General features: G+C 67.7%; 26 protein-coding genes. 13 read left to right on the top strand and 13 right to left on the bottom strand.

Features of this window, described 5'->3' with window-relative positions; translation table 11 throughout:
* Positions 1 to 218 precede the first annotated feature (218 nt).
* From DN824_RS08700 to DN824_RS08670, 7 genes are read left to right on the top strand one after another with little or no spacing between them, the layout of a single operon-like run.
* The gene (locus DN824_RS08700; protein ID WP_138408005.1) at positions 219 to 1,055 is read left to right on the top strand and encodes a FliM/FliN family flagellar motor C-terminal domain-containing protein; all 837 of its coding nucleotides are present in this window, start codon (positions 219 to 221) and stop codon (positions 1,053 to 1,055) included.
* Positions 1,052 to 1,420 carry a flagellar motor switch protein FliN gene (gene fliN, locus DN824_RS08695; protein ID WP_138407960.1) on the top strand — a complete coding sequence of 123 codons (369 nt, stop codon included), beginning with the start codon at positions 1,052 to 1,054 and terminating at the stop codon, positions 1,418 to 1,420. Before DN824_RS08700 ends, fliN begins: the two co-directional genes overlap by 4 nt.
* On the top strand, positions 1,417 to 2,169 hold the full coding sequence (gene fliP / locus DN824_RS08690; RefSeq protein WP_138407959.1) for a flagellar type III secretion system pore protein FliP: 753 nt from the start codon (positions 1,417 to 1,419) through the stop codon (positions 2,167 to 2,169). The genes fliN and fliP overlap by 4 nt, the downstream gene beginning before the upstream one ends.
* Before the next feature lie 9 nt (positions 2,170 to 2,178).
* Entirely contained in the window at positions 2,179 to 2,451 is a 273-nt protein-coding gene (locus tag DN824_RS08685) for a flagellar biosynthetic protein FliQ (protein WP_138407958.1), read from the top strand.
* Positions 2,452 to 2,470: 19 nt separating this feature from the next.
* A complete protein-coding gene (gene fliR, locus DN824_RS08680; RefSeq protein WP_138408004.1) occupies positions 2,471 to 3,250 on the top strand; it encodes a flagellar biosynthetic protein FliR in 780 nt (259 codons plus the stop codon).
* On the top strand, positions 3,243 to 4,373 hold the full coding sequence (gene flhB / locus DN824_RS08675; protein WP_138407957.1) for a flagellar biosynthesis protein FlhB: 1,131 nt from the start codon (positions 3,243 to 3,245) through the stop codon (positions 4,371 to 4,373). Before fliR ends, flhB begins: the two co-directional genes overlap by 8 nt.
* A 2-nt stretch (positions 4,374 to 4,375) precedes the next feature.
* Positions 4,376 to 6,472, top strand: coding sequence for a flagellar biosynthesis protein FlhA (locus DN824_RS08670; RefSeq protein WP_138407956.1), 2,097 nt, complete (start codon positions 4,376 to 4,378; stop codon positions 6,470 to 6,472).
* 16 nt (positions 6,473 to 6,488) lie between these two features.
* On the opposite strand, the gene DN824_RS08665 is transcribed toward DN824_RS08670, so the two are convergent.
* Positions 6,489 to 6,821: a PilZ domain-containing protein gene (locus tag DN824_RS08665; RefSeq protein WP_138407955.1), complete on the bottom strand. Its 333-nt coding sequence runs from the start codon at positions 6,819 to 6,821 to the stop codon at positions 6,489 to 6,491.
* A gap of 286 nt (positions 6,822 to 7,107) precedes the next feature.
* Here DN824_RS08665 and DN824_RS08660 point away from each other — a divergent pair, with 286 nt between their 5' ends.
* Entirely contained in the window at positions 7,108 to 8,199 is a 1,092-nt protein-coding gene (locus tag DN824_RS08660) for a lactonase family protein (protein ID WP_349751397.1), read from the top strand.
* Between the two features lie 38 nt (positions 8,200 to 8,237).
* On the opposite strand, the gene DN824_RS08655 is transcribed toward DN824_RS08660, so the two are convergent.
* Positions 8,238 to 8,429, bottom strand: coding sequence for a hypothetical protein (locus tag DN824_RS08655; RefSeq protein WP_138407953.1), 192 nt, complete (start codon positions 8,427 to 8,429; stop codon positions 8,238 to 8,240).
* Between the two features lie 189 nt (positions 8,430 to 8,618).
* Between DN824_RS08655 and DN824_RS08650 the strand changes: the two genes are divergently transcribed.
* Complete coding sequence (locus tag DN824_RS08650; RefSeq protein WP_138407952.1) at positions 8,619 to 10,076, top strand: iron-containing redox enzyme family protein; 1,458 nt, start codon at positions 8,619 to 8,621, stop codon at positions 10,074 to 10,076.
* Between the two features lie 24 nt (positions 10,077 to 10,100).
* Positions 10,101 to 11,060, top strand: a complete 960-nt coding sequence (locus DN824_RS08645) for a methyltransferase (RefSeq protein ID WP_138407951.1) — start codon at positions 10,101 to 10,103, stop codon at positions 11,058 to 11,060.
* An 18-nt stretch (positions 11,061 to 11,078) separates the two neighbouring features.
* Here DN824_RS08645 and DN824_RS08640 read toward each other — a convergent pair whose 3' ends face one another.
* From DN824_RS08640 to DN824_RS08625, 4 genes are all read right to left on the bottom strand, one after another.
* Positions 11,079 to 12,017, bottom strand: a complete 939-nt coding sequence (locus DN824_RS08640) for an AEC family transporter (RefSeq protein WP_138407950.1) — start codon at positions 12,015 to 12,017, stop codon at positions 11,079 to 11,081.
* Between the two features lie 339 nt (positions 12,018 to 12,356).
* The gene (locus tag DN824_RS22935) at positions 12,357 to 12,896 is read right to left on the bottom strand and encodes a transcriptional regulator (RefSeq protein WP_241666678.1); all 540 of its coding nucleotides are present in this window, start codon (positions 12,894 to 12,896) and stop codon (positions 12,357 to 12,359) included.
* 11 nt (positions 12,897 to 12,907) lie between these two features.
* Positions 12,908 to 14,080 carry a zinc-dependent alcohol dehydrogenase gene (locus DN824_RS08630; protein ID WP_138407949.1) on the bottom strand — a complete coding sequence of 391 codons (1,173 nt, stop codon included), beginning with the start codon at positions 14,078 to 14,080 and terminating at the stop codon, positions 12,908 to 12,910.
* 194 nt (positions 14,081 to 14,274) lie between these two features.
* Positions 14,275 to 15,147, bottom strand: a complete 873-nt coding sequence (locus DN824_RS08625) for an NAD-dependent epimerase/dehydratase family protein (RefSeq protein ID WP_138407948.1) — start codon at positions 15,145 to 15,147, stop codon at positions 14,275 to 14,277.
* A 135-nt stretch (positions 15,148 to 15,282) separates the two neighbouring features.
* On the opposite strand from DN824_RS08625, the gene DN824_RS08620 reads away from it, so the two are divergent.
* From DN824_RS08620 to DN824_RS08610, 3 genes are all read left to right on the top strand, one after another.
* The gene (locus DN824_RS08620; RefSeq protein ID WP_138407947.1) at positions 15,283 to 16,200 is read left to right on the top strand and encodes a hydrogen peroxide-inducible genes activator; all 918 of its coding nucleotides are present in this window, start codon (positions 15,283 to 15,285) and stop codon (positions 16,198 to 16,200) included.
* 7 nt (positions 16,201 to 16,207) lie between these two features.
* The gene (gene recG / locus DN824_RS08615; RefSeq protein WP_138407946.1) at positions 16,208 to 18,283 is read left to right on the top strand and encodes an ATP-dependent DNA helicase RecG; all 2,076 of its coding nucleotides are present in this window, start codon (positions 16,208 to 16,210) and stop codon (positions 18,281 to 18,283) included.
* A 76-nt stretch (positions 18,284 to 18,359) separates the two neighbouring features.
* The gene (locus DN824_RS08610; protein WP_138407945.1) at positions 18,360 to 19,757 is read left to right on the top strand and encodes an aminoacyl-tRNA deacylase and HDOD domain-containing protein; all 1,398 of its coding nucleotides are present in this window, start codon (positions 18,360 to 18,362) and stop codon (positions 19,755 to 19,757) included.
* Positions 19,758 to 19,801: 44 nt separating this feature from the next.
* On the opposite strand, the gene DN824_RS08605 is transcribed toward DN824_RS08610, so the two are convergent.
* Genes DN824_RS08605 through gspG form a run of 7 tightly spaced genes read right to left on the bottom strand, consistent with a single transcriptional unit; the run spans position 19,802 to position 24,575 of the window.
* Positions 19,802 to 20,314, bottom strand: a complete 513-nt coding sequence (locus DN824_RS08605; RefSeq protein ID WP_138407944.1) for a type II secretion system protein M — start codon at positions 20,312 to 20,314, stop codon at positions 19,802 to 19,804.
* On the bottom strand, positions 20,311 to 21,444 hold the full coding sequence (gene gspL, locus DN824_RS08600; protein WP_138407943.1) for a type II secretion system protein GspL: 1,134 nt from the start codon (positions 21,442 to 21,444) through the stop codon (positions 20,311 to 20,313). Before gspL ends, DN824_RS08605 begins: the two co-directional genes overlap by 4 nt.
* A gap of 3 nt (positions 21,445 to 21,447) precedes the next feature.
* The gene (gene gspK, locus DN824_RS08595; protein ID WP_138407942.1) at positions 21,448 to 22,431 is read right to left on the bottom strand and encodes a type II secretion system minor pseudopilin GspK; all 984 of its coding nucleotides are present in this window, start codon (positions 22,429 to 22,431) and stop codon (positions 21,448 to 21,450) included.
* Positions 22,428 to 23,120 (bottom strand): type II secretion system minor pseudopilin GspJ, encoded by a 693-nt coding sequence (gene gspJ / locus DN824_RS08590; protein WP_138408003.1) that lies wholly within the window; start codon positions 23,118 to 23,120, stop codon positions 22,428 to 22,430. The genes gspK and gspJ overlap by 4 nt, the downstream gene beginning before the upstream one ends.
* Before the next feature lie 17 nt (positions 23,121 to 23,137).
* The gene (gspI, locus tag DN824_RS08585) at positions 23,138 to 23,557 is read right to left on the bottom strand and encodes a type II secretion system minor pseudopilin GspI (protein ID WP_138407941.1); all 420 of its coding nucleotides are present in this window, start codon (positions 23,555 to 23,557) and stop codon (positions 23,138 to 23,140) included.
* On the bottom strand, positions 23,554 to 24,135 hold the full coding sequence (gspH, locus tag DN824_RS08580; protein ID WP_138407940.1) for a type II secretion system minor pseudopilin GspH: 582 nt from the start codon (positions 24,133 to 24,135) through the stop codon (positions 23,554 to 23,556). Before gspH ends, gspI begins: the two co-directional genes overlap by 4 nt.
* A 5-nt stretch (positions 24,136 to 24,140) precedes the next feature.
* Positions 24,141 to 24,575 (bottom strand): type II secretion system major pseudopilin GspG, encoded by a 435-nt coding sequence (gene gspG / locus DN824_RS08575; RefSeq protein ID WP_138407939.1) that lies wholly within the window; start codon positions 24,573 to 24,575, stop codon positions 24,141 to 24,143.

The raw sequence follows: 24,575 nt of genomic DNA, 5'->3' as shown, positions 1-24,575 counted from the left end.
CACGACCTCAAAAAAGGTCATTTGAGATCTATTGATTTAATCGCGCCGCGCCCTCCCTCCTACACTGCGCCCACGCCAGAGCCCGTCCTGCGCGCCTTGCAGCCCTTCGGCTGTCGCGTGGCCGACCCTGCGCCATCCATCCAGGCCCTCCAGGCATTCTGCAGTTCGCGGCCAACCTGCCGCTAATGCTGTCAACGACAGGACACTTCGCTCACAACATGACTGGCAATTCAAAAGTCCACCATGGCGTGCCCGCCCAAAGTCTGACTGTGTTGAAACCTCAGAAGCTTGGCCGGCACTACCACCGGATTCCTCAATACATCCGGGAAATCACCCACAAGCATCCGCGACTGGTCGGCGACTATTTCCTGCGCAATTACCGGGTCAATATCGAGTTGTGCCGAATCGATGTGCAGGAACATGCCGCTCGCGCACCGGACTGCATCTATCGGTCACCGCTGGGCAAAGTGGGTTTTGCCATCGATCGCGCGCTGCTGACCGAAGCACTGGAGTGTTATTACGGCGGCACCCTCGTCGCCAACCAGGAAACCCCGCCGATCAGTTCATCCGAACAACGGATGCGCAATCGCCTGGGCCGCGACGTCATCGATATATTCGCGCGCTCGTTATTGTCGGGCAGCACCTTCGGCGCACTCGAACGGTTCGAGAACGATTACGAAGAAACCGTCTGGGAATATGTCGCCGAGTTCGAATACCTGAGCCACCTGACCGGGGCGAAGTCGTCGATCCTGATCTATCTGGACACGCATCTGGCCGACGAGCTGACCCTGCTGCTCGCCGGCCCGCCGCCACGCCTCAACGCCAGCCCCGCAGACAACATCAAGCACCTGCCGGTACGCCTCGACTGCGTGATCGCGGCGGCGCAGGTGCCGCTGGCGCAGGTACTGGGCCTGGAGCTCAACGACATCCTCATGCTGCGCCCGCTGGACCGCTACGACGTCCGCATCAATGGCCAGAAGCTCTTTCGCGGCACCGTCTTCGAGGAAGACGGTGGCCTGTTCCTCACATCACTTGAAAGCGTGAAATCCCAATGAACGGCGATATTTCCGATAACGAGTTCGAAAGCCTGCTCAACGAGGGCGACCTCAACCCCGCGCAGCCGGCCGAGCCGCCGCGCGCCGAAGCGCCGATCCAGCCCAGCCGCCCGGACATGAGCTTCTTCGGCAAGATTCCGGTGAACGTCACTCTGGAAGTGGCTTCGGTGGAAATCACCCTCAAGGAGCTGATGGAAGTCGACACCAGCAGCGTGATCGTGCTCGACAAGCTGGCCGGCGAGCCGCTGGACGTGAAGGTCAACGGCGCCCTGTTCGCCAAGGCCGAAGTGGTGGTGATGAACGGCAACTACGGCCTGCGCATCGTCGAGCTGTCGGGCACCAGCCTGGACGAGCTGACCGCATGAACCGCCGCCTGCTCGCCTCGCTCGGCGTCCTGGCGCTGGGGCTCTGCCCCCTGCTGGCGCAGGCGGCGAACGGCGAGATCACCCTGTTCAACCTGAACGATACGGAAAACGGGCAGGAATTCTCGGTCAAGCTGCAGATCCTGATCGTCATGACGCTGCTCGGCTTCCTGCCGGCGATGCTGATGATGATGACCTGCTTCACCCGCTTCATCATCGTGCTGGCGATCCTGCGCCAGGCCATCGGCCTGCAGCAGAGCCCGCCGAACAACGTGCTGATCGGCATCGCCCTGATCGTCACGCTGCTGGTGATGCGCCCGGTCTGGCAGGAGATCCACAGCCAGGCCTTCGAGCCCTTCCAGAACGACGAGATCAGCCTGGAACAGGGGCTCGACTCGGCCAAGGGCAGCCTGTCGAAGTTCATGCTGGCGCAGACCAACGAGACGTCGCTCGAGACCATGGTCTCGCTGGCCGGCGAGGAACTGCCGGAAAACCTCGAGGATCTGGACTTCTCGCTGCTGCTGCCGGCGTTCGTGCTCAGCGAGCTGAAGACCGCCTTCCAGCTCGGCTTCATGATCTTCGTGCCCTTTCTGGTGATCGACCTGGTGGTCGCCAGCGTGCTGATGGCCATGGGCATGATGATGCTCTCGCCAATGATGATCTCGCTGCCGTTCAAGCTGATGGTGTTCGTGCTCGTCGACGGCTGGGCGCTGCTGATGGGCACCCTCACCACCAGTGTCCAACCCTTCTAGAGGCGCGCCATGCTCACTCCGGATACCGCCGTGAACCTGATTTCCAACGCGATCCACATCATCGTGCTGGTGGTCTGCGTGCTGATCGTGCCGAGCCTGATCGGCGGCCTGCTGGTGAGCATTTTCCAGGCCGCGACCCAGATCAACGAGCAGATGCTCAGCTTCCTGCCGCGCCTGCTGATCACCCTCGGCATGCTGGTGTTCGCCGGGCATTGGATCCTTCGCACCCTGAGCGACCTGTTCATCGAGACCTTCACCCAGGCGGGGCGCCTGGTGGGCTGACATGGCGAACGAACCCCTGATGCAGGTCGGCCACTACCTGCAATCGCTGCTCGCCTACTGGTGGCCGTTCTGCCGGATCATGGCGGTGTTCAGCCTCGCGCCGCTGTTCAACCACAAGGCGATCAGCGTGCGGGTACGGGTGCTGCTGGCGCTGGTGCTGACCGTGACGCTGGCCGCGGCCCTGCCGACGCCGCCGATGATCGACCCGCTCTCGGTGACGGGCATCCTCACCGCGCTCGAGCAGGTGGCCATGGGGCTGATGCTGGGCCTGGCGCTGCTGCTGGTGTTCACCGTGTTCACGCTGATCGGCGACGTGGTCTCGACCCAGCTGGGCCTGTCCATGGCGGTCTACAACGACCCGGTCAACGGCGTGTCGTCTTCGTCGATCATCTACCAGCTGTATTTCATCCTGCTGGTACTGCTGTTCTTCGCCGTCGACGGCCATCTGGTCACGGTGAGCATCATCTACCAGAGCTTCGTCTACTGGCCGATCGGCAGCGGCATCCCGTTCGACGGCCTGCAGACCATCGCCTTCGCCATGAGCTGGGTGCTCTCGGCCGCGCTGCTGATCGCCCTGCCGATCGTCTTCTGCATGACCCTGGTGCAGTTCTGCTTCGGCCTGCTCAACCGCATCTCGCCGGCGATGAACCTGTTCTCCCTGGGCTTTCCCATGGCGATCATCGCCGGGCTGATCCTGATCTACCTGACCCTGCCCAATCTGTCGGAGGCCTACCTGCAGCTGACCCGGCAACTGCTGGACAACATCGGCCTGCTGCTACGGAGCGGCGCCAATGTCTGAGCAGAACAGCTCCCAGGAAAAGACCGAAGAGGCGTCCCAGCACAAGCTGACCAAGAGCCGCAAGGACGGCCAGGTCCCCCGCTCCAAGGACGTCGCGACCATGGTCTCGCTGCTGGTCACGCTGCTGGTGCTCAAGATGAGCGCCGGGCTGTTCATGGATGCGATGCACGAGAGCTTCAGCCTCTCCTACATCAACTTCGGCCACAGCGAGATCGGCGTCGACGACCTGCAGCTGATCATGCTGCACAACCTGTTCCTGTTCATCGGCGTGCTTGTGCCGCTGCTGGTCACGCCGCTGCTGGTGATCGCGCTGGGGCTGATTCCCGGCGGCTGGGTGTTCTCGGCCAAGAATTTCGCGCCCAAGTTCAGCAAGCTCAACCCCATCACCGGGCTGGGCCGGATGGTCGGCGCGCAGAACTGGACCGAACTGGCCAAGTCGATCCTGAAGATCACCGCCCTGCTCGGCGTCGCCGCCTGGCAGCTGTCCTACGCGGCGCCGCGCTACATCGCCCTGCAGCGCAGCGACATCTTCACCGCCATCGGCGGCGCGTTCTCGCTGACCTTCGACCTGGCCTTCTCGCTGCTGCTGGTGTTCGTGCTGTTCTCGCTGATCGACATTCCGCTGCAGCGCTTCTTCTTTCTCAAGAAAATGCGCATGACCAAGCAGGAGCGCAAGGAAGAACACAAGAACCAGGAAGGCCGCCCCGAAGTGAAGGCGCGCATCCGCCAACTGCAGCGGCAGATGGCCCAGCGGCAGATCGCGCGGGTGATCAAGGAAGCCGACGTGGTGATCGTCAACCCGGTGCACTACGCCGTGGCGATCCGCTACGACAGCAAGAAGGCCGAGGCGCCCTACGTGATCGCCAAGGGCATGGACGAGACCGCGCTGTACATCCGCAAGATGGCCCAGGCCCACGCGCTGGAGGTGGTCGAGCTGCCGCCGCTGGCCCGCGCGATCTATTTCAGCACCCAGGTCAACCAGCAGATTCCCGCGCCGCTCTACACCGCGGTGGCCCACGTGCTGACCTACATCCTGCAACTCAAGGCCTGGAAGCAGGGGCGCCGCGCCAAGCCGAAGCTCTCCAGTGACATCCACATTCCCGAACACCTGAACCGAGCCTGATCATGAACCTACTGCAGCGTTTGACGCCGACCTTTCGCAGCGGCCGGATAGGGATCCCGCTGATCATCCTGTCGATCCTGGCGATGATCATCCTGCCGTTGCCGCCGCAACTGCTGGACGTGCTGTTCACCTTCAACATCGCCATGGCGGTGCTGGTGCTGCTGGTCAGCGTGTCGTCCAGGAGCCCGCTGGACTTCTCCCTGTTCCCCACGGTGATCCTGGTCACCACGCTGATGCGCCTGACCCTCAACGTCGCCTCGACCCGCGTGGTGCTGCTCGAAGGCCACTCGGGCACCGGCGCGGCGGGCAAGGTGATCGAGGCCTTCGGCGAGGTGGTGATCGGCGGCAACTTCATCGTCGGCCTGGTGGTGTTCGTGATCCTGATGATCATCAACTTCATCGTCATCACCAAGGGCGGCGAGCGGATCTCCGAGGTCACCGCGCGCTTCACCCTGGACGCCCTGCCGGGCAAGCAGATGGCCATCGACGCCGACCTGAACGCAGGTCTGGTGACCCAGGAAGAAGCCAAGGCGCGGCGCCAGGAAGTGGCCAAGGAAGCGGACTTCTACGGCGCGATGGACGGCGCCTCGAAATTCGTTCGCGGCGACGCCATCGCCGGCATCCTGATCCTGTTGATCAACCTGTTCGGTGGCTTCGCCATCGGCGTGTTCATCCATGACCTGGGCGCGGGGGAGGCCTTCAGGCAGTACGCCCTGCTCACCATCGGCGACGGCCTGGTGGCACAGATCCCGGCGCTGCTGCTGTCCACCGCGGCGGCGATCATCGTCACGCGGATCAACGAGTCCAGCGACATCACCAGCCAGGTGCAGCGCCAACTCTTGGCCAACCCGGGCTCGCTGTACACGGTGGCGGGGATTCTCTTCGTGCTCGGCCTGGTGCCGGGCATGCCGCACCTGGCCTTCATCGGCTTCGCCGCGCTGATCGGCTTCATCGCCTGGCGGGTCTCGCTGCACCAGCCGATCGCCGAGGCCGCCAGCCTCGATCAGGTGCAGGCGATCAGCAAGGCGATGGAGCAGGAACGCAGCCAGACCCTGGCCTGGGACGACATCCCGCTGGTGGAGCGGCTGTCGATCTCGCTGGGCTACAAGCTGGTGGGGCTGGTCAACGAGGCTTCCGGCGCGCCACTGCCGCAGCGGGTACGCGGGGTTCGCCAGACGCTGTCGGAGAACCTGGGGTTCCTGCTGCCGGAGGTGCGGATTCGCGACAGCCTGCGCCTGAAGGCCTCCGAATACGCCATCTACATCAACGGCGAGAAGATCGACGGCGCCGAACTGCACGCCGATCGGCTGATGGCGATTCCCTCGCCGGAACTCTATGGCGAGGTCGACGGCATCCTCGGCACGGACCCGGCGTACCGCATGCAGGTGGTGTGGATCCAGCCCACCGACAAGTCCCGTGCGCTGAACCTCGGCTACCAGGTGATCGACTGCGCCAGCGTGGTCGCCACCCACCTGAACAAGGCGATCCGCGAGCACCTGCCGGACCTCTTCAAGCACGACGACGTCGAGCATCTGATGCAGCGCCTGACGGTACAGGCGCCCAAGCTCGCCGAAAGCCTGAAGGCCCAGCTCAGCTATACCCAGCAGCTGCGCGTATACCGCCAGCTGCTCCAGGAAGAAGTGCCGCTGCGCGACATCGAGACCATCGGCAGCACCCTGCTCGAAAGCAGCGAGAGCACCAAGGACCCGGTGCTACTGACCGCCGACGTGCGCTACGCACTACGCCGCACCCTCGTCGGCGCCATCGCCGGAGACCGGCGCGAACTGGGCGTCTTCGTGCTGGAGAACGCGCTGGAGAACACCCTGCTCAATGCCCTGGCGATCGCCCAGCAGGCCGGCCCGGTGAGCCTGGACAACATCCCGGTGGAGCCGAGCCTGCTCAATCAGCTGCAGAACAGCATGCCGGTGGTGAAGGAGAAACTGCGCAAGGACGGCCATCCGCCGATCCTCACCGTGATGCCGCAGCTGCGCCCGTTGCTGGCGCGCTACGCCCGGGTGTTCAGCCCCGGGCTGCACGTGCTGTCCCAGAACGAGATTCCGGACCGGGTCGGCGTGAACATCCTCGGCACGCTCGGCTGATGGCCAGCCGGGCCGGTCAGCGCCGGCGCGGCAGCAGCCGCGCCACCATCTCGGTGAATGCCGGGCAGGGCCGGTCGAGGGCGAAACCCATGTCGAAGCTGTCGCGGCGCGAATCCTTGCGCGACCACTGGCAGATTACATGGACGTCCACATCGGTGATGCGCTCACCGTGCTCGGGCACCCTCAGGGTCATCTCGTAGCAGCCGCCAATCACCAATGGCTGGCTGGCTACCAGGCGCAGGCCGGCCAGGGAGACGTCGGCGACGTAGCCCATGGGCTCGCCACTCAGGCGGTTGGTGGCCTGGATACGGGACATGTGCCGGAAGGCGATACGGCTGTGTTGACGCATGGGACGGTCTGACGTGCTGGCAAAAGGGTGGCCGTCTGTATACACCCAAGCTCCTGCGACGCGCCACCCCGAGGGCCACGATGAGCGCGGCGGGTCACACGCCAAGGGCTACCCGCGCGAGGCACCGCCATGACGCCAACAGCACGTTCCCGCGCTGCGAGCGGTCCAATGCGCGTCGCCTAACGCGCAACGACCATGAGGAGACGCGATGAACGCTGGCGCACCCCTTCGCCTCGCGCTGGTCTTAGGGTTTTCGACCTTCAGCACAGCGGGGATCACGGCACCCATGCATGACGTACTGATCGGCACCTATACCGAAAACGACAGCCAGGGCATCTATCACCTGCGCTTCGACGGCCAGAGCGGGCGGCTGGACCCGGCGCCGGTACAGGTGATCCCCAGCCAGAACCCGTCCTGGCTGACGCTCGACGCCGAGCAGCGCCTGCTGTTCGCCACCAACGAGAACGGCCCGGGCAAGCCCGACCCGGTCGGCCGCGTCAGCAGTTTTTCGATCGACCCCAAGGATCGCACCCTGACGCCCATCGGCCAGCAGATGACCCTGGGCGACGAGCCGACCCACGCCAGCCTGACGCCCGATGGCCGCTACCTGCTGGTCGCCAACTACGGCTCGCGGGAAGATCCGGGTGGCAGCCTGGTGGTGATGCCGGTGGACGAACAGGGTCGGCCGGGGCCGGTGACGCAGCTCAGCACCCACCAGGCCAGCGGGGTGAACCCCGAGCGCCAGCGCTCGTCCCACGTGCACTCGGCGGTGCTGTCGCCCGATGGCCGGCATGTCTTCAGCAGCGATCTGGGCGCCGACAAGGTCTTCGTCTACCGCTACCAGCCGGACAACCAGGAGCGCCCGCTGCAACCGGCAGAGCCCGCCGAAGTCAGCCTGCCGCCGGGCAGCGGCCCGCGTCACCTGGTATTCAGTCCGGACGGCCGCCATGCCTTCCTGACCCTGGAGCTGACCGCCCAGGTCGCACGCTTCAGCCATGACGACGGCAGGCTGACCCAGCGCCAGCTGGTCGACCTGGTCGGCGAAGCCGACGGCCGCAAGCATTCGGCCGGCGCGATCCATCCTTCGCCCGACGGGCGCTTTCTCTATGTCAGCGACCGCGGCGAGGTGAACCGCATTCTGGTGTTCTCGATCGCCGAGGACGGCGAGCTGCGCGAGATACAGCGCCGGGACGTGGAAGGCAAGGAGCCGCGCGAGTTCGCCTTCGACCCCAGCGGGAGATTCCTGCTCGTCGCCAACCAGCTGAGCGACGAGATCGTGGTGCTGCGGCGCGACCCGCAAAGCGGCGAGCTGGGCGATAAGGTGCAGGCGCTGCCCCTGAGCCGACCCTCGTCGATCCGCTTCCTGAACACGCCCTGACGCCGGTCGGGCCCGGCTGCACGACCGGGCCCGGTGACTCAGCGGCGCTGCTGCGCCTCGTCCTCGCTGACGTCCTCGGCGATCTCTTCCGGCACGTTGTAGGCACCGCCCGGCACGTCCCGGTCGTCGCCTCCGGCGCGCTCGCCGTTGCTCGATCCCGCCGACCCGCCCTGGCCGGTTTTCGGCTGCATGATGTCCGCGTTCTCGCGGCCACGTTCGCTCTGGCTCATGAGGATTCCTCCGTTGCGATGACGCGCCTCGACACGGGCGCCCTCTGGGTAGAAGAGCCGGAACCGCCGAAAGTTGCATGGCGCGTCGGGCCATGTGACCGGTGGCCGCTTGGCGGCGACGCTGAACTTATGCGCGCGGGCGCGGGCCCAATTATCAACGGGGATGTCCCGCTGCCACCTGCGTGAATTATGCAACTGACGACTCGAAGCCTTCCGATAGAACCGGTAGTCGCCTCGGCCGAGGCGAACGAACCGGCAAAGGCCCTCTATTTCGCCCTGTCCGAACCGCATCTGGACGAACGCACCCGGCGCCGTGCCGAGGACTACCTCGTCACCCAGCTGGAGCGGGCCGCGGCCCTGCCCTGCGACCTGCCCGAGGACCCGCAGGGGCTGATCGACTGGATCGAGCGCCACACCGCCGAGGTGGGCCAGCAATACCAGGCCTACCTGCAGAGCCGCGCGGCCGGCGCACCGCGGCGCTACTTTCGCAACAAGTCCCACGCGCTGCATTTCCTGCAGGGCGTCGCGCCGACCAAGCTGGTGGACGGCGCCTGGCTCTACGGCCTGTTGCAGCACTGGAACGATCCGCGCTTCACCGCGCTGATCCAGACCTACCTGGAAGAGCTGGGCGACGGGCTGCCGGAAAAGAACCACGTGGTGCTCTACCGCAAGCTGCTGGCCAGCCAGGGCTGCGAGGACTGGCAGAGCCTGGATGACGAGCACTTCGTGCAGGGCGCCATCCAGCTGTCGCTGGCCGAGCACGCCGAGCACTTCCTGCCCGAGGTGATCGGCTTCAACCTGGGCTACGAGCAGTTGCCGCTGCACCTGCTGATCACCAGCTACGAGCTGACCGAGCTGGGGATCGACCCCTACTACTTCACCCTGCACGTCACCGTCGACAACGCGTCGAGCGGCCACGCCCGCAAGGCCGTGCAGGGCGTACACGCCGCCTGGCCACAGGTCGGCGACAGCAAGGCGTTCTACCGCCGGGTGGCCAACGGTTATCGGCTCAACGACCTGGGCGCCAGCACCCTGTCGGTGATCGCGAACTTCGATCTGGACCGCGAGGTGCTCAAGGTCTTCGAAAAGAAGAGCGCCGTCGGCCAGTTCGTCCATTCCGACTACTGCCGCTTCGCCGGGCGCACCGTCAACCAGTTGCTGGCCAACCCGGCGCTGATCCCGGAATTCCTCCAGACGCTTGAGCAGCGCGGCTGGATCAAGCGCAACGAAGACCCGCGCAACAGCCGCTTCTGGGGGCTGATCCAGGGCGAGCAGGCGGAGATGTTCGGCGTCTTCAGTGCGCAGGAGCAGCAGCTGATCCACGACTGGATCGCCGGCGACTGGTCGGCCAGCGGCACGGCATCCGAAGGGCCCAGCGTGACTTCCGCGCCCGGGCGCCATGTGCTCGAAGGCCGCCGCCAGCTGCTGCGCCGCCGCGCGGGACTGCCCCTGGGCGAACCGGGCCCGGCCGCCCCGACCGCCGACAGCGACTTCGACCAGGAACTGCGTGACCTGGAACGGCAACTCGCCTCGCTGCCCACGCGGGACGCGAAGATGGCGCTGCTGCTGCCGCTGCTGGCGCCGACGCGCCACCACACCCTTCCCGGCCTGATGGCCACCCGGGTATTCGCCGAACTGTTCAGCTGATCGCAACGACAACAAGGATTCGCCATGACCCTGGAAACCGCGCAGGACCGCGCACTGCTGAAGCTGGCCGAGAGCCTGCGCGACAGTGGCTACCGCTTCACCACCCCTTCGCCCCTGACCCACGAACGGGTCAATCAGCGCCCCGAAAACGCCGTCGCCCACGACCTGGCCGGCGTCTTCGGCTGGAGCCGGCTGTTTCCCGCCGAGCTGCTGCCGCCGGCCCTCTTCACCCTGATGGACCAGGCCGGCGTGCTCGAGGCACGAGAGCACCGCTGGCACAGCAAGGTGCGCCTCTCGAGCCTGGCCGGCGAGCTGTTCCTGCATTCGGCCTACCCCACGCGGGCGGCGGACTCGGTGTTCTTCGGCCCGGACACCTACCGCTTCGCCAATGCGATCCAGGCATACCTCGCGAGCCGCTTCACCACCATCGAGCGGGCGATCGACATCGGCTGCGGCTCGGGCGCCGGCGCCATCCTGGTGGCCAAGGCGCGCCCCCAGGCCGAGGTCCTGGCGATCGACATCAACCCCGAAGCCTTGCGCCTGACCCGCCTGAACGCGGCGCTGGCCGACGTCGCCAACCTGCGCGCGCAGCACAGCGACCTGCTGGCGGACGTCACTGGCGAATTCGACCTGATCGTCGCCAACCCGCCCTACCTGGTCGATCCGCACGAGCGCGCCTACCGGCACGGCGGCGGGCCGCTGGGGGCGGGGCTGTCACTGAAGATCGTCGATGCCGCGCTGGATCGCCTGGCACCGGGTGGCTGCCTGCTGCTCTACACCGGCGTGGCGATGATCGACAACGGCGACCCCTTCCTCGCCGAGATCGAACGGCGCCTGGAAGGCCGCGGCTTCGACTGGCACTACCGCGAGACCGACCCCGACGTGTTCGGCGAAGAGCTGCTCAGCGGCGCCTACGTCCACTGCGACCGCATCGCGGCGGTGGTCCTGGAAGTCACCCGTCCGAGCCACACCGGGCTGGCGTAGCCGAACTGGCGTTCGACCTCAATCCACCGGCAGCAGATACAGGCACGCCGACAGGGTCAGCAGCGAGCCCAGGGTCGACAGCAGCACCACCCGCGACACCCGGGCCGCTTCGCGGCCGTAGAACTCGGCGAGCATGAAGGGCCCGGTGCCGGTGGGCAGCGCGCTGAGCAGCAGCGCCGAATAGGTCCACATCGGCGGCAGATGGAAGACCTTCGCGGCCAGGTACCAGGTGATCAGCGGCTGGCCGACCAGCTTGAGCAGCACCAGCGGCCAGACGCCCTTGACCGGCCCACCCGGCTGCGGCTGCGCCAGGAACAGGCCGAGCGAGACCAGCGCGCACGGCGCCGCGGCCGCGCCGAGCAGGCGAAGCAGGGTATCGACCGGCACCGGCAACGGTGCCCCGCCGGCGGCCCACAGTCCGCCCAGCACGGGCGCGATCACCAGCGGATTGCGCACCAGCGCCAGGCTCACCTTGCGCAGCGTCTGGCCTAAACCCTGCCCACCATGCAGGCCGGTCTCCACGCAGGCCAGGGCGATCGCGAACAGCACGCATACGACGATCAGGCTGGACACCAGCGCAGGCTGCAGCGCCTGGTCGCCCAGGATCAGCATGCACAGCGGAATACCGATGTAGCCGGTATTGGCATAGGACGCGCCGAGCGCATCGAGGCTGGCGTCGACCAGGGGCAGTTTCTGCCAGAGCATCCGGTACAGCAGCGTGAAACCGAATACGCCAAGACAACCGACCGAGAAGGCGATGATGAAACCCGGCTGCCAGATCTCCTCCCAGGTGGATCTGGCGGTGATGCTGAACAGCAGCGCCGGCAGCCCGAGCCAGACCACGAAACGGTTGAGCTCCGACGCCGCCGTGGGGCCGAGACGACCGCTGCGCAGGCAAAGGTAGCCCAGCAGGATCAGCGCGAAGACGGGCAATACGACATTGATGACCGAAGACATTGCACTCCGCGCGATGAACGACCCCCTCGGGCCCGGCCGACCACCTTAGCAAAAAAGTGTCACCGCCGGTTTCGCTTGCGTGGCCTCTGGCATGCGGCAGACCGCCTCGCCCGACGCCTGGCGGTCACGACCAGACGTCCCCGACCGCTTCCACGGAACAGGTCATAGGCGCATCGGGGATGGCGTCGACCAACCCTGAACGCTCCCCTTCAGGTTCGTCCCGGGGAGCGGTCTCGGCCGCGAAAAGGGCTCCAGCGGTCCGACCTACACCCCACCGCACGGACCGACGCAGCGGCGACGGCGGTCGAAGCCCCCGCCGCCGTCAGCGCAGCCGAGGCCTCAATGCCGAACCTCGGTCTCGCGGTCGGCGGCATCCATTCCGGTGATCTGCGGGATGCTGTCCATCCGGCCATCGCTGCTCACCAGCCCGCGCATCTGCTCCGCCGGTTTGGGGAAGCCGCTGCGGTCGCTGTAGTCATAGACGGTCACCGGGTGATGTTCCTCGGCCAGGCCCCTGGCGCAGGCGACGTCGAGGGTGGTGATGCCCAGCACGGCGCCGGCCGCGACGGCGGCGCCGGCCGGGTTGTCGCCCTGCTGCATGCCCACGCCGAGGGTCGTCAGGTCCAGCGCATCGCCGGCGATGCGGCCGTAGATCCAGGGCTCGGGGTTGTCTGACAGCAGCAGGCCCACGCCGGTGCCGATCTCGCGCAGGCCGTACAGGCGCATCAGCCCCTCCTGCTCGGGCATGCCCAGCACGCGGGCGAACGGGCGCGGCATCAGCAGCTGGGCGACGCCCAGGCCGATGCTGAACCAGCCGAGCCCGCGGGCCATGCGACGCGCCGCATGGTTGTGGCGGTATTCCTGATAGTGACGAGACATGGGGAAACTCCTCAGGGCTTGAGCACGACTTTGACGCAGCCGTCGTGCTTGTCGCGGAAGGTCTTGTACATGTCGGGCCCCTGCTCCAGGCCGACGGTATGGGTGATCACGAACGACGGATCGATCTGCCCTTCCTGGATGCGGTTGAGCAGGTCGTCGGTCCAGCGGTTCACGTGGGTCTGGCCCATGCGGAAGGTCAGGCCCTTGTTCATCGCCGCGCCGAAGGGGATCTTGTCGATCAGCCCGCCATAGACGCCGGGGATGGAGATGATGCCGGCCGGCCGGCAGACGTAGATCATCTCGCGCAGCACGTGCGGGCGATCGGTCTCCAGCATCACCGCCTGCTTGGCGCGGTCGTACATCGAGTCGATCGAGCGCGCGGCGTGGGCCTCCATCCCGACGGAGTCGATGCACTTCTCCGGCCCCTTGCCCCGGGTCAGCTCCTTGAGCCGCTCGAGCACGCTTTCCTCGTCGAAGTTGATGGTGATGGCCCCGCCAGCGCGCGCCATGGACAGGCGCTCGGGCACGTTGTCGATGCAGATCACCTGCTCGGCGCCCATCATCACCGCGCTGCGGATGGCGAACTGGCCGACCGGACCTGCGCCCCAGATCGCCACGGTGTCGGTGGGCTCGATCTCGCACTGGGCCGCGGCCTGCCAGCCGGTGGGGAAGATGTCGCCGAGGAACAGCACCTGCTCGTCGGTGAGGCCGTTGGGAATCACCACCGGGCCGACGTCGGCGAAGGGCACGCGCACGTATTCGGCCTGCCCGCCCGGATAGCCGCCGGTGAGGTGGGTGTAGCCGTACAGGCCGGCCGTGGCGTGGCCGAACACCTTGTCGGCGAGGTCCTTGTTGCGGTTGCTGCGCTCGCACACCGAGAAGTTGCCGCGCCGGCACTGGTCGCATTCGCCGCAGACGATGGTGAAGGGCACGACCACCCGGTCGCCCACCTTGAGTTTCTTGTTGGCCGAGCCGACTTCCATCACCTCGCCCATGAACTCGTGGCCCATGATGTCGCCGTGCTGCATGCCCGGCATGAAGCCGTCGTAGAGGTGAAGGTCGGAACCGCAGATCGCGCAGGAGCTGACCTTGATGATGGCGTCGCGCGGATCTTCTATCGAGGGATCGGGCACATGGTTGTCGCAGCGGATGTCATGCTTGCCATGCCAGCGGAGGGCTCTCATACGGGACATTCTCCTGGTCGGTGATCGAAACGCCGCCTGGTGTCTATCCCTGGGTGCCCTCGCTCACCGGGGCACGGCTTGTTGCTCCCTCACCTTCTCAGCCTGGGCTGGAACGTCGCGGCGCGCACAAGGGTTTAGTACACAGCGCCCCGCGAGAGTTGCCCGTCAGGCGGCCCTTCACCGACGGGCTGTATTCACGCCAGTGTCGCCCCCCGTTCGGCGATGATCGCGGCATAGCCGTCGCGATAGCTCGGATAGCGCGGCGACCAGCCCAGCGCCCGGGCGCGGGCGTTGCTGCAGCGCTTGCTGCCGGAGCGGCGCATGCCGGCCTCTTCGGACGAATGGGTGACGCCCAGCCGTTCACGCAGCCAGTCCACCACCTCGGCCAGCGGCGCGGGCGCATCGTCGACGCCCAGGTAGCAGCGCTCCAGCGCGGCGCCGCCCGCATCGGCGAGCAGCAGGAACGCCAGCAGCCCGGCGGCGTCGTCGACGTGGATGCGGTTGCCATACAGCGGCGGCTCGCTGACGGGGCGATAGCCGTTGCGCACCTGACGCAGCAGCGCCTGTCGGCCGGGCCCGTAGATGCCGCTCAGGCGCACCACGCTGGCCGGCAGGCCGCTGTCGAGGGCCTGGCGCTCGGCCTGCAGCATGATCCGCCCGGAAAAGCCGGCCGGCTCGGTGGCCGAGGTTTCGTCCACCCACTCACCCTCGTGCTGCCCGTAGACGCTGGTGCTGGAGACGAACAGCAGGCGCCGGGGGCGCTGCCCGTGGCCGGCGAGCCAGCCCAGCACGTGGGAAAGCCCCTGGACATAGGCGGCCTGGTAGCCGGCCTCGTCGTGCTGGTTGGCCGAAGCGGCATAGACGAGGTAATCGAGCTCGCCCGTCGGCCAGGCGGCGGGGGCTTCGGCCCGCTCGAGGTCGCCGGCAACCGGGTGGATCGGCTCGGGCAGCGCCGCGGTATTTCGACGCAGCCCGTAGACGGTCCAGCCACGCGCGTGCAGCTGCAGCCCCAGGCGGCTGCCGACATCGCCGCAGCCGGCAATCAGCACAGAAGGAGGGTTCGACATGGGCAGTCTCCCGGGCTCGCAACGAGGAGCCGTGGTCAGAATGAAGGGTGCAGAGTCTAGCCTTGTGACGGTTTCAGCGGTTGGTTCGAGGCGTTGCAAAGGCTATGCTAGCCGGCACGCTGATGGATGCTCGCTATGACACTGACCGAACTGCGCTATATCGTCACCCTCGCCCAGGAACAGCACTTTGGCCGCGCCGCCGAGCGCTGCCATGTCAGCCAGCCGACCCTCTCCGTCGGCGTGAAGAAGCTCGAAGACGAGCTCGGCGTGCTGATCTTCGAACGCAGCAAGAGCGCGGTACGCCTGACACCGGTGGGCGAAGGCATCGTCACCCAGGCACAGAAGGTGCTCGAACAGGCACAGGGCATCCGCGAACTGGCCCAGGTCGGCAAGAACCAGTTGGCCGCGCCGCTCAAGGTCGGCGCCATCTATACCGTCGGCCCGTACATCTTCCCGCATCTGATCCCGCAGCTTCATCGCGTTGCGCCGGACATGCCGCTGTACATCGAAGAGAACTTCACCCACATCCTGCGCGACAAGCTGCGCACCGGCGAGCTGGACGCGATCATCATCGCGCTGCCGTTCCAGGAAGCCGACGTGCTGACCAAGCCGCTCTACGACGAGCCCTTCTACGTGCTGATGCCCCACGGCCACCCCTGGACCGAGCGGGAAACCATCGACGCCGAGGCGCTCAACGACAAGAGCCTGCTGCTGCTCGGCGAGGGCCATTGCTTCCGCGACCAGGTGCTCGAGGCCTGCCCGACCACGCGCAAGGGCGACACCGCCACCCACACCACGGTCGAGTCCAGCTCGCTGGAAACCATCCGCCACATGGTCGCCTCCGGCCTCGGCATCTCGATCCTGCCGCTGTCGGCGGTGGACAGCCACCACTACGCGCCCGGCGTCATCGAGGTGCGTCCGCTGACGCCGCCGGTGCCATACCGCACCGTGGCGATCGCCTGGCGCGCCAGCTTCCCGCGGCCCAAGGCCATCGAAGTGCTGGCCGACTCCATTCGCCTGTGCTCGGTCGCCAAACCACCGTCAGCCAGCTGATCGCCGCATGAGCGAGCTGTCGGCGATCCCGGTCACCGCCCTCAAGGGCGTGGGCGCGGCCCTGGCCGAAAAGCTCGCCAGGGTCGGCCTGGAAACCCTGCAGGACGTCCTCTTCCACCTGCCGCTGCGCTACCAGGACCGCACCCGCATCACCCCGATCGGCGCCCTGCGTCCCGGTCAGGATGCGGTCGTCGAAGGCGTGGTGTCGGGCGCCGACATCGTCATGGGACGCCGGCGCAGCCTGCTGGTGCGGCTGCAGGACGGCAGCGGCACGCTGTCGCTGCGCTTCTACCACTTCAGCCAGGCGCAGAAGGAAGCGCTCAAGCGCGGCACCCACCTGCGCTGCTACGGCGAGGCGCGCCCCGGAGCCTCGGGACTGGAAATCTACCACCCCGAATACCGGCCCCTGAACGGCGAGGAAACGCCGCCGGTGGAACAGACCCTCACGCCGATCTACCCCACCACCGAGGGGCTGACCCAGCAGCGATTGCGCCAGCTCAGCGCCCAGGCGCTGGCGCGGCTCGGCCCGCAGAGCCTGCCGGACTGGCTGCCGCCCGAACTGGCCCGCGAGCACCGGCTCGGCGCGCTGGACGAGGCGCTGCGCTACCTGCACCGACCGCCACCGGATGCCGATCTCGACGAACTCGCCGAAGGCCGCCACTGGGCCCAGCACCGCCTGGCCTTCGAGGAACTGCTGACCCACCAGCTGTCGCTGCAGCGGCTGCGCGAAAGCGTCCGTGCGCAGCAGGCGCCGCAGCTGCCGCCGGCGCGGCGGCTGCCTGAGCGGTTTCTGGCCAATCTCGGCTTCCAGCCCACCGGCGCCCAGCAGCGGGTCGGCGCCGAGATCGCCTACGACCTCAGCCAGCCCGAGCCGATGCTGCGCCTGGTGCAGGGCGACGTCGGCGCCGGCAAGACGGTGGTCGCCGCCCTCGCCGCTCTGCAGGCGCTGGAAGCCGGCTACCAGGTGGCGCTGATGGCACCCACCGAGATCCTCGCCGAACAGCACTTCATCAACTTCAGCCGCTGGCTCGAACCGCTCGGCATCGAGGTCGCCTGGCTGGCCGGCAAGCTCAAGGGCAAGGCCCGCGCCTCGGCGCTGGAGCGGATCGCCGCCGGCTGCCCGATGGTGGTCGGCACCCATGCGCTGTTCCAGGACGAGGTGCGTTTCCAGCGCCTGGCGCTGGTGATCATCGACGAGCAACACCGCTTCGGCGTCCAGCAGCGCCTGGCGCTGCGCCAGAAGGGCATCGACGGCAGGCTCTGCCCCCATCAGCTGATCATGACCGCGACGCCCATCCCGCGCACGCTCGCGATGAGCGCCTACGCCGACCTCGACACCTCGATCCTCGACGAGCTGCCGCCGGGGCGCACGCCGGTCAATACGGTGCTGGTCGCCGACAGCCGCCGTCTCGAAGTCATCGAACGGGTGCGCTCGGCCTGCAACGAAGGGCGCCAGGCCTACTGGGTCTGCACGCTGATCGAGGAATCCGAAGAGCTCACCTGCCAGGCGGCGCAGAGCACCTTCGAGGACCTGAGCGCGGCCCTGGTCGGCCTGCAGGTCGGGCTGATCCACGGTCGCATGAAGCCGGCGGAAAAGGCCGCCGTGATGCTCGAATTCAAGGAAGGCCGCCTGCAGCTGCTGGTGGCGACCACGGTCATCGAGGTGGGCGTGGACGTGCCCAACGCCAGCCTGATGATCATCGAGAACCCCGAGCGCCTGGGCCTCGCACAGTTGCACCAGCTGCGCGGACGGGTCGGACGCGGCAGCGCGGCGAGCCATTGCGTGCTGCTCTACCACCCACCGCTGTCGCAGATGGGCCGCGAACGCCTGGCGATCATGCGCGAGACCTGCGACGGCTTCGTGATTGCCGAGAAGGACCTGGAGCTGCGCGGCCCCGGCGAGATGCTCGGCACTCGCCAGACCGGCCTGCTGCAGTTCAAGGTGGCCGACCTGATGCGCGACGCGGATCTGCTGCCCGCCGTGCGCGAGGCCGCGCAGACCCTGCTGGCGCAGTGGCCGGGGCACGTGAGCCCCTTGCTAGAGCGGTGGCTGCGCCACGGGCAGCAATACGGGCAAGTCTGACGCTCTGTCGGGCGTTTGCATCACCCTTGTACAGGTATGGCTATACTGCCGCAGAGTCCAGACGTCGGATATTGCAATGAATACAGCTTACGAGACCGCCTTGAACCCGGAGTTGCCACCGCTGATCGCACAGCTGCTGGAAAAGCTGGGCCTGCACTATCAGGTCCGCCGGGAAGAGCCGGGGATACCCGCCGCACAGCGGGTACAAGCTGTACTGCTGGACGACGCCGTCGGCGCGCTGCTGGTGCTCTACCCGCAGGATCACCTGCTCGACCTGCCGCGCCTGACCGAACTCACCGGCCGCCAGCTCACCGCCGTCAAGCCCGAGCGCCTGGAGCGGATGCTCGGCAAGCACAACCTCGGCGTGCTGCCGGGCCTGCCGCCGCTGACCAGTTCGCCCTGCCTCTACGAGGACGTGCTGCTGCAGCGCCCACGCCTGCTGATCGAGTCCGGCCAGCCCGGCATGCTGCTCGAATTCGACGGCGAGTCGTTCAGGCAGCTGGTGACCAAGGGCAGCGCGGGCCGCTTCGCCGTGCCGCTCGGCGAGATCCGCCCGAACCTGGACCGTCCCGACGACGACCGCGCCGAGATCACCCAGGCGGTCCAGGCCTTCACCGCGCGGCGCATCCAGCAGCGCCTGGAAGAGACCATCGAGATTCCCCCGCTGCCGTCCACCGCGCAGCGCATCATCAAGCTGCGCGTGGACCCCAACGCCAGCGTCGACGACATCACCGGCGTGGTGGAGACCGACCCGGCACTGGCGGCCCAGGTGGTCAGCTGGGCCGCCTCGCCCTACTACGCCGCTCCCGGCAGGATTCGCTCGGTGGAGGACGCGATCGTCCGGGTGCTCGGCTTCGACCTGGTGATCAACCTGGCCCTGGGCCTGGCCCTGGGCAAGACCCTGAGCCTGCCGACGGACAAGCCGCAGCATTCGACGCCCTACTGGCAGCAGTCGATCTACACCGCCGCGGTGATCGAGGGGCTGACCCGCGCCATCCCGCGCGCGCAGCGTCCCGAAGGCGGGCTGACCTACCTGGCCGGCCTGCTGCACAATTTCGGCTACCTGGTGCTGGCCCACGTGTTCCCGCCGCATTTCTCGCTGATCTGCCGCCATCTGGAGGTCAACCCGCACCTGGGCCACAGCTACATCGAGCAGCACCTGCTGGGAATCACCCGCGAGCAGATCGGCGCCTGGCTGATGCGCTACTGGGGCATGCCCGAGGAGCTGACCGTCGCCCTGCGCTTCCAGCACGACCCGGACTACCAGGGCGATCACGCCGCCTACGCCAACCTGGTGTGCCTGGCCGTGCGCCTGCTGCGCGACCGCGGGATCGGCTCCGATCCGCAGGTCGAGATTCCCCAGGGGCTTTACGACCGCCTCGGGCTGACCCGCGAAGCGGCCAACAAGGCCGTGGACAAGGTGCTGGAAGCCGAAGCGGCGCTGCGTGAGCTGGCCGGCCAGTTCAACGGCTGACCAGCGGCTGGGCGCGCGACAGGGTCGCGCGCCTCGTACAGGTCTCAGCTGCCGGCGCGAAGGCTCAGCCGCGCATCGACCTGACCCTCCCCGGCACGGTTGAGGCTGACTTCGGCCAGGGTCACGCCCTGGCCTTGCAGCTCGTCGAGCCAGCGCAACAACACCCCGTAGGAGGCCGTCGGCAGCGAGACCAGCAGGCCGCCGTCGCTGCTGTTGTCGAAGCTCGCGATCACCAGGCCATGCTGCTGCGCCGTCTGGGTCACCAACCCCTGCAGCTGTTCGGGCGCCAGCTCGACCCGGTTGACCCGGGACATCTGCCGGGCCAGTTCGGTGTTCTGTTCGATGAAGGCGTACAGCTCGCGCTGCTGCTGGAAATAGGCGCGCGCGTCCTGGACGTTGCGCTGGGCCGGCAGCCACAGCGCCAGGTAGAAGATCACCGCCAGGAGAAAGGCGCCGAGCAGCGCCAGCGACAGCTGCTCGCGCGGTGCCAGGCGCTGCCAGCGGGCCCACAGGGGCGAGGCGGCCAGGCGCGCGCTCAACGGGTTCTTCATCGTCATCCTCCTATCACCACCCGCGCCGTCACGCCGTCGCCTTCGCGACTGGCCGAGCCCAGCTGGACCGACTGGCCGATCTCGGCCAGGCGCTGGCGCAGCTGTTCGAGGGCAGGGAAATCGTTGGCCCGCACCTGCATCGACAGGTCGCCGCGGTCCTCGTTGTAATCGAGCTGGCCGACGGTCACCGCGGTCTCCTCCACCGCCTGCGCGGCGTTGCCGAGCAGGGTCATGAAGCCGGCGCCGGGCCCGGCGTGCTGGCCGATGCGGTCGGTGAACTGCGCCCGCAGGTTGACGATGCGCGTGTCCTCGGGAAACAGCTCGCTGTACAGCGCGCGGCTCGCCTCGGCATAGGCGTCGCCCTGGCGTTCCAAGTACCAGGCCTGGGCGACGTTGAAGCCCAGCTGGATCAGCAGCACCAGCGCAAGGGCGCCGAACAGCGGCTTCCAGGGGCCGATGCCGGTGGCGGCCGTACGCGCGGCGAAATCGCCCTGGGCCAGGTCGACCGCCTCGGCGCGCCCATCGCCGAGCAGTCGATAGGGGTCCTCGACCTGGCGATAGTCATCCACCTCCACCGGCGGCTGGGCGTCGGTGCCCTGGGCGTGACGCGGCGAAGGGCACTGCGCGGCGAGCATCGGCCAGTGTTCGCTGGCGAAGGCCAGGCGCGGCTCGGGGCTGCCGCCGAGCAGGCCGCGCTCGCCGATGAACAGCAGCTGCGCGCCCTCGCGCGGCAGCAGGTCGGCATCGACGTGGATCGCGCCGATGGCGAGACCAAGCGCCTGCAGGTCCTCGTACCAGGCGGCGAGCCGCTCACGGTTGATGGCGATCACCCGGTGGCGGCCGTCTTCGAGCACGTCGCCATGGGTCAGGTGCAGGTCGTCGACATTCTCGGCGAGCAGTTCCTCGACGGCATAGGCCAGCGCCTGGTTGACCCAGCGCGCCTTGCGCGTCGGCAGGCTGACCGCGAAGAAGCTGCAGACCTCGGCCGGCAGTATCAGGGCCACCGGGCCGCGGGCCTGCGCGGCGCTTTCGGCCAGGCTCAGCCAGGCGCCGGCGCCCGTACCCGGCAGCCAATAGACCGACGTCTCTTCGGTCAGCCGGGTGCCGCAGTCGGCGGGCAGAAACAGGCAATCCATCGGCTATCGGTCTCCATCGTCGGATTGGGAAGGCAGGCGCAACGGCTGGCCCAGGTTACGGTAGAGCACCTGCACCGAGCCGTCCTCCTCGCGCTGCAGTACGCTGACCAGCGACAGCCGGCGGTCGCCGACGCGCACTTCGCTGGTCGCCTGAAAGAGTTGACTGCCAACCGCGAGCCGGGTGCCCTGAAGCTGTGTCCCCGACATCGCCGGCTGGGCGAGAAACGCGGCCACGTCCTTGAAGCCGCCGGCGTTGCGGGTGACTTCGACGGCCGCCTCGGCCGCACTCAGACTCAGACTGTCGGACAGGCTGGATATCACCATGGCGCTGGCGGTATTGACGTTCAGCCCCGTCTCCGGCGGCAGCGCCGCCGTGACATAGGGCGCCAGGCGCTGGAAATCCTCCTCGCGCATGCCCAGCAGCAGACGCAGCTCGGAAAGGTCGTACAGGCGACGGCCGGCCGTGCGGTAGGGCGGATCGAGCAGCTGGTAGGCGTTGTCTTCGGCACCCAGCTCGCCGCTCGGCTCCTGGTCGCGGTCGAGCCAGTCGATCAGCCGCTCCGGATAGGGCTCGCTGATCTGCAGCCGCAGCAGCAACCGACGAAACTGGGCCAGCGCGGCCGCGTCGGGCTGCTCGTTGAGCACCAGGCTGTTGAGGTTGAAACGTGCGCTGAGGTCTTCGATGCGCACCCGGATCTCGCCTTCGTCGATGGGGAACGCCGGCAGCGGCCGCGCCCAGGCCTCTAGCATGTGATCGACCACGGCCCCGGGGTCGCCCGGCGCGGCGTCCTGGATGTCGCGCCGCAGGATCGCCTTGGCCAGCGTCTCGCCGCCGAGGGCGTACTGGAAGGCCTGGCGCGCCTGCACCTGGTTGGTGACCGAGCGGATGCTCAGTTGCTGGCGCGCGATCAGCCCCGCGCTGACCACGGTGACGATGGCCACCACCAGCAGCACGGTGATCAGGGCGACGCCGCGCTGGCGCTTCATTGGGTCAGCTCCAGCTGCGGCGCGGGCACGCCGCCGGCGTCCGGCAGCGGCACCTGGGTTCCGGCGCTCTGCGGGTCGGGCAGGCGCAGCAGGCGGCTGATGGCGCCGTAGCGCGGGTGCACGAAACTCAGCTCGACGGCCACCGGCAGCCGCTCGGCGGAGGTCTGCGGACTGCCGCGATTGAAGTCGAACGGCGGCCACTCGTCGCGCCAGCCGCCCTGCTCGTCCATGTAGCGCAGGCGCATGTCCTCGAGGTCTTCGAGCACGCGCTGCACCCGCGGCTCGCTGTCGAGATCGCGGTCGAGGACGACCCAGTAGACGCGCTCGAGGGTCTGCTCGTTGAGCCGCCAGCGCACCCGCTGCAGGTTGGCGCGCTGCAGCCCGGTGGGGTTGCGCCAGCCGCTGCGGGTCAGCTCGACGATCGACTGGCCGTCCTCGGCGCCCTGCTGGCCGATGAAAGCACTGCGCTCGTCGCCGTAGCCGTCGCGGATCGGCCTGGGCACGGCCTGCTGCAGGTCCCGCTCGAAACTCGCGATCGCGCGGTTGAGCTCGCGCAGCCGCTGCTCCTGCAGGCGCGTCGCCTCGTCGCTGCGCAGCACCGATTCGAGCATCCGGTAGGTGGCCAGCCCGAGCAGGGCGAACAGCGCGATGGCGATCAGCAGCTCGAGCAGGGTGAAACCCTGCGCCATGCGTCTGCCCGGCCGGCTCACGGGCGCACCTCGATGAAGCCGGTCAGGCTGCTGATCGAGCGGTCGCGCAGGTTGGCGTTGCGATTGGCGCCTCGCGGCTGGGCCTCGGCCACCCACACGGTGACGCGACGCATCAGCGGCTCGGAGGTCGCCTCGACTTCGCTGAGCACCTGCCAGCGACGGTTGGCGAATTCCAGCTCGCGGGTCTCGCTGCCCTCGGCGGGAATGGGCTCGGCCAGCTGCAGTTCGGTGATGCGGTTGTCGGCGATCCAGTTGGCGAAGGTGATCTGCTCCAGCCGCGCGGCGTTGTTCAGGCTGCGCCCGGCCGCCGTGAGGACCACCGCGGCGACGGTGGCGAAGATGGCCAGGGCGACCAGCACTTCGAGCAGGGTGAACCCGGCGGCACTCGCCGGGCGCCTCGGCGCCGGTCGTTTCATCGCCGCTCCTGCGCCGGCACGGCTTCGGGCAGGGCGAAACCGTCGCTTGCCACGACCCAGGCGTTGCCATCGGGCCGTCGCTCCGAGACCCGCAGGCTGAACGGCGACAGTTCGCCGCTGGAGAGGATCAGCAGTTGCGGCTGCAACCGCGCGGCCTCCCTTTTGCGCTGCTCCTCGTCCTCGTCGCGGGAAAGCCCGGCGCGGTCGCCGCCCTGGCGAACCGGCGCCAGCAGCCGCAGGGGCGTGCCGTCGAGCGCCAGGTCCAGCCGCGCCCAGGAGGGCAGGCGGTGAGTGCCGCGGGCACCATCGTCGACCCAGCGGCCCTGGGCATCGTCGTAACGCAGCACGCGATAACCTTCGTCGTCGATCAGCAGCCCGTACTCGCGGCTGTCGAGCACGGCCTCGTCGGCCAGCAGGCCGATCACCGCGGCGATCCGCTGCGCCTCGTCACGCAGCTCCCGCGCGCTGCTGGCGCTGCCAGTCGAAAGTACCGCCAGGCTGATCAGCGTGCCGAGGATCACCAGCACCACCATCAGCTCGATCAGCGTGAAGCCGGCGGCCCGGCGGCCGTGAAGCATGGGCGTCAGAGATCCCAGTTGCCGATGTCCGCGTTCAGGTCGGAGCCGCCTTCCTTGCCGTCGGCACCGAAGGAATAGAGGTCGAACTGGCCGCGGGTACCGGGCGACAGGTACTGGTAGTCATTGCCCCAGGGGTCCTGCGGCAGGCGCTTGAGGTAGCCGTCGCGGTTCCAGTTCTTCGGCTGCGGGTTGCCGGTGGGCCGCTGGACCAGCGCATCGAGCCCCTGCTGGGTGCTCGGGTAGGCAAAGTTGTCCAGCTTGTACATGTCCAGCGCCGCGGCGATGGCCTTGATGTCGCCCTTGGCGACGGTGACCTTGGCCTGGTCCGGACGGCTCATCACCTGCGGGACCACCAACGCGGCGAGGATCCCCAGGATCACCACCACGACCATGATTTCGATGAGGGTGAAACCACCCTGTGTGCGTGTACGCAACGTCAT

The sequence above is a fragment of the Stutzerimonas nosocomialis genome, assembly GCF_005876855.1.
GTDB lineage: Bacteria > Pseudomonadota > Gammaproteobacteria > Pseudomonadales > Pseudomonadaceae > Stutzerimonas > Stutzerimonas nosocomialis.
The sequence above is the reverse complement of the archived record's forward strand: the minus strand, read 5'-3'. Positions and strand labels throughout refer to the sequence as shown.

Bases quoted from the DNA above. Each gene is read 5' to 3' on its own strand.
- DN824_RS08700 (WP_138408005.1), top strand. From the start codon at position 219: ATGACTGGCAATTCAAAAGTCCACCATGGCGTGCCCGCCCAAAGTCTG.
- fliN (WP_138407960.1), top strand. From the start codon at position 1,052: ATGAACGGCGATATTTCCGATAACGAGTTCGAAAGCCTGCTCAACGAG.
- fliP (WP_138407959.1), top strand. From the start codon at position 1,417: ATGAACCGCCGCCTGCTCGCCTCGCTCGGCGTCCTGGCGCTGGGGCTC.
- DN824_RS08685 (WP_138407958.1), top strand. From the start codon at position 2,179: ATGCTCACTCCGGATACCGCCGTGAACCTGATTTCCAACGCGATCCAC.
- fliR (WP_138408004.1), top strand. From the start codon at position 2,471: ATGCAGGTCGGCCACTACCTGCAATCGCTGCTCGCCTACTGGTGGCCG.
- flhB (WP_138407957.1), top strand. From the start codon at position 3,243: ATGTCTGAGCAGAACAGCTCCCAGGAAAAGACCGAAGAGGCGTCCCAG.
- DN824_RS08670 (WP_138407956.1), top strand. From the start codon at position 4,376: ATGAACCTACTGCAGCGTTTGACGCCGACCTTTCGCAGCGGCCGGATA.
- DN824_RS08665 (WP_138407955.1), bottom strand. From the start codon at position 6,821: ATGCGTCAACACAGCCGTATCGCCTTCCGGCACATGTCCCGTATCCAG.
- DN824_RS08660 (WP_349751397.1), top strand. From the start codon at position 7,108: ATGCATGACGTACTGATCGGCACCTATACCGAAAACGACAGCCAGGGC.
- DN824_RS08655 (WP_138407953.1), bottom strand. From the start codon at position 8,429: ATGAGCCAGAGCGAACGTGGCCGCGAGAACGCGGACATCATGCAGCCG.
- DN824_RS08650 (WP_138407952.1), top strand. From the start codon at position 8,619: ATGCAACTGACGACTCGAAGCCTTCCGATAGAACCGGTAGTCGCCTCG.
- DN824_RS08645 (WP_138407951.1), top strand. From the start codon at position 10,101: ATGACCCTGGAAACCGCGCAGGACCGCGCACTGCTGAAGCTGGCCGAG.
- DN824_RS08640 (WP_138407950.1), bottom strand. From the start codon at position 12,017: ATGTCTTCGGTCATCAATGTCGTATTGCCCGTCTTCGCGCTGATCCTG.
- DN824_RS22935 (WP_241666678.1), bottom strand. From the start codon at position 12,896: ATGTCTCGTCACTATCAGGAATACCGCCACAACCATGCGGCGCGTCGC.
- DN824_RS08630 (WP_138407949.1), bottom strand. From the start codon at position 14,080: ATGAGAGCCCTCCGCTGGCATGGCAAGCATGACATCCGCTGCGACAAC.
- DN824_RS08625 (WP_138407948.1), bottom strand. From the start codon at position 15,147: ATGTCGAACCCTCCTTCTGTGCTGATTGCCGGCTGCGGCGATGTCGGC.
- DN824_RS08620 (WP_138407947.1), top strand. From the start codon at position 15,283: ATGACACTGACCGAACTGCGCTATATCGTCACCCTCGCCCAGGAACAG.
- recG (WP_138407946.1), top strand. From the start codon at position 16,208: ATGAGCGAGCTGTCGGCGATCCCGGTCACCGCCCTCAAGGGCGTGGGC.
- DN824_RS08610 (WP_138407945.1), top strand. From the start codon at position 18,360: ATGAATACAGCTTACGAGACCGCCTTGAACCCGGAGTTGCCACCGCTG.
- DN824_RS08605 (WP_138407944.1), bottom strand. From the start codon at position 20,314: ATGACGATGAAGAACCCGTTGAGCGCGCGCCTGGCCGCCTCGCCCCTG.
- gspL (WP_138407943.1), bottom strand. From the start codon at position 21,444: ATGGATTGCCTGTTTCTGCCCGCCGACTGCGGCACCCGGCTGACCGAA.
- gspK (WP_138407942.1), bottom strand. From the start codon at position 22,431: ATGAAGCGCCAGCGCGGCGTCGCCCTGATCACCGTGCTGCTGGTGGTG.
- gspJ (WP_138408003.1), bottom strand. From the start codon at position 23,120: ATGGCGCAGGGTTTCACCCTGCTCGAGCTGCTGATCGCCATCGCGCTG.
- gspI (WP_138407941.1), bottom strand. From the start codon at position 23,557: ATGAAACGACCGGCGCCGAGGCGCCCGGCGAGTGCCGCCGGGTTCACC.
- gspH (WP_138407940.1), bottom strand. From the start codon at position 24,135: ATGCTTCACGGCCGCCGGGCCGCCGGCTTCACGCTGATCGAGCTGATG.
- gspG (WP_138407939.1), bottom strand. From the start codon at position 24,575: ATGACGTTGCGTACACGCACACAGGGTGGTTTCACCCTCATCGAAATC.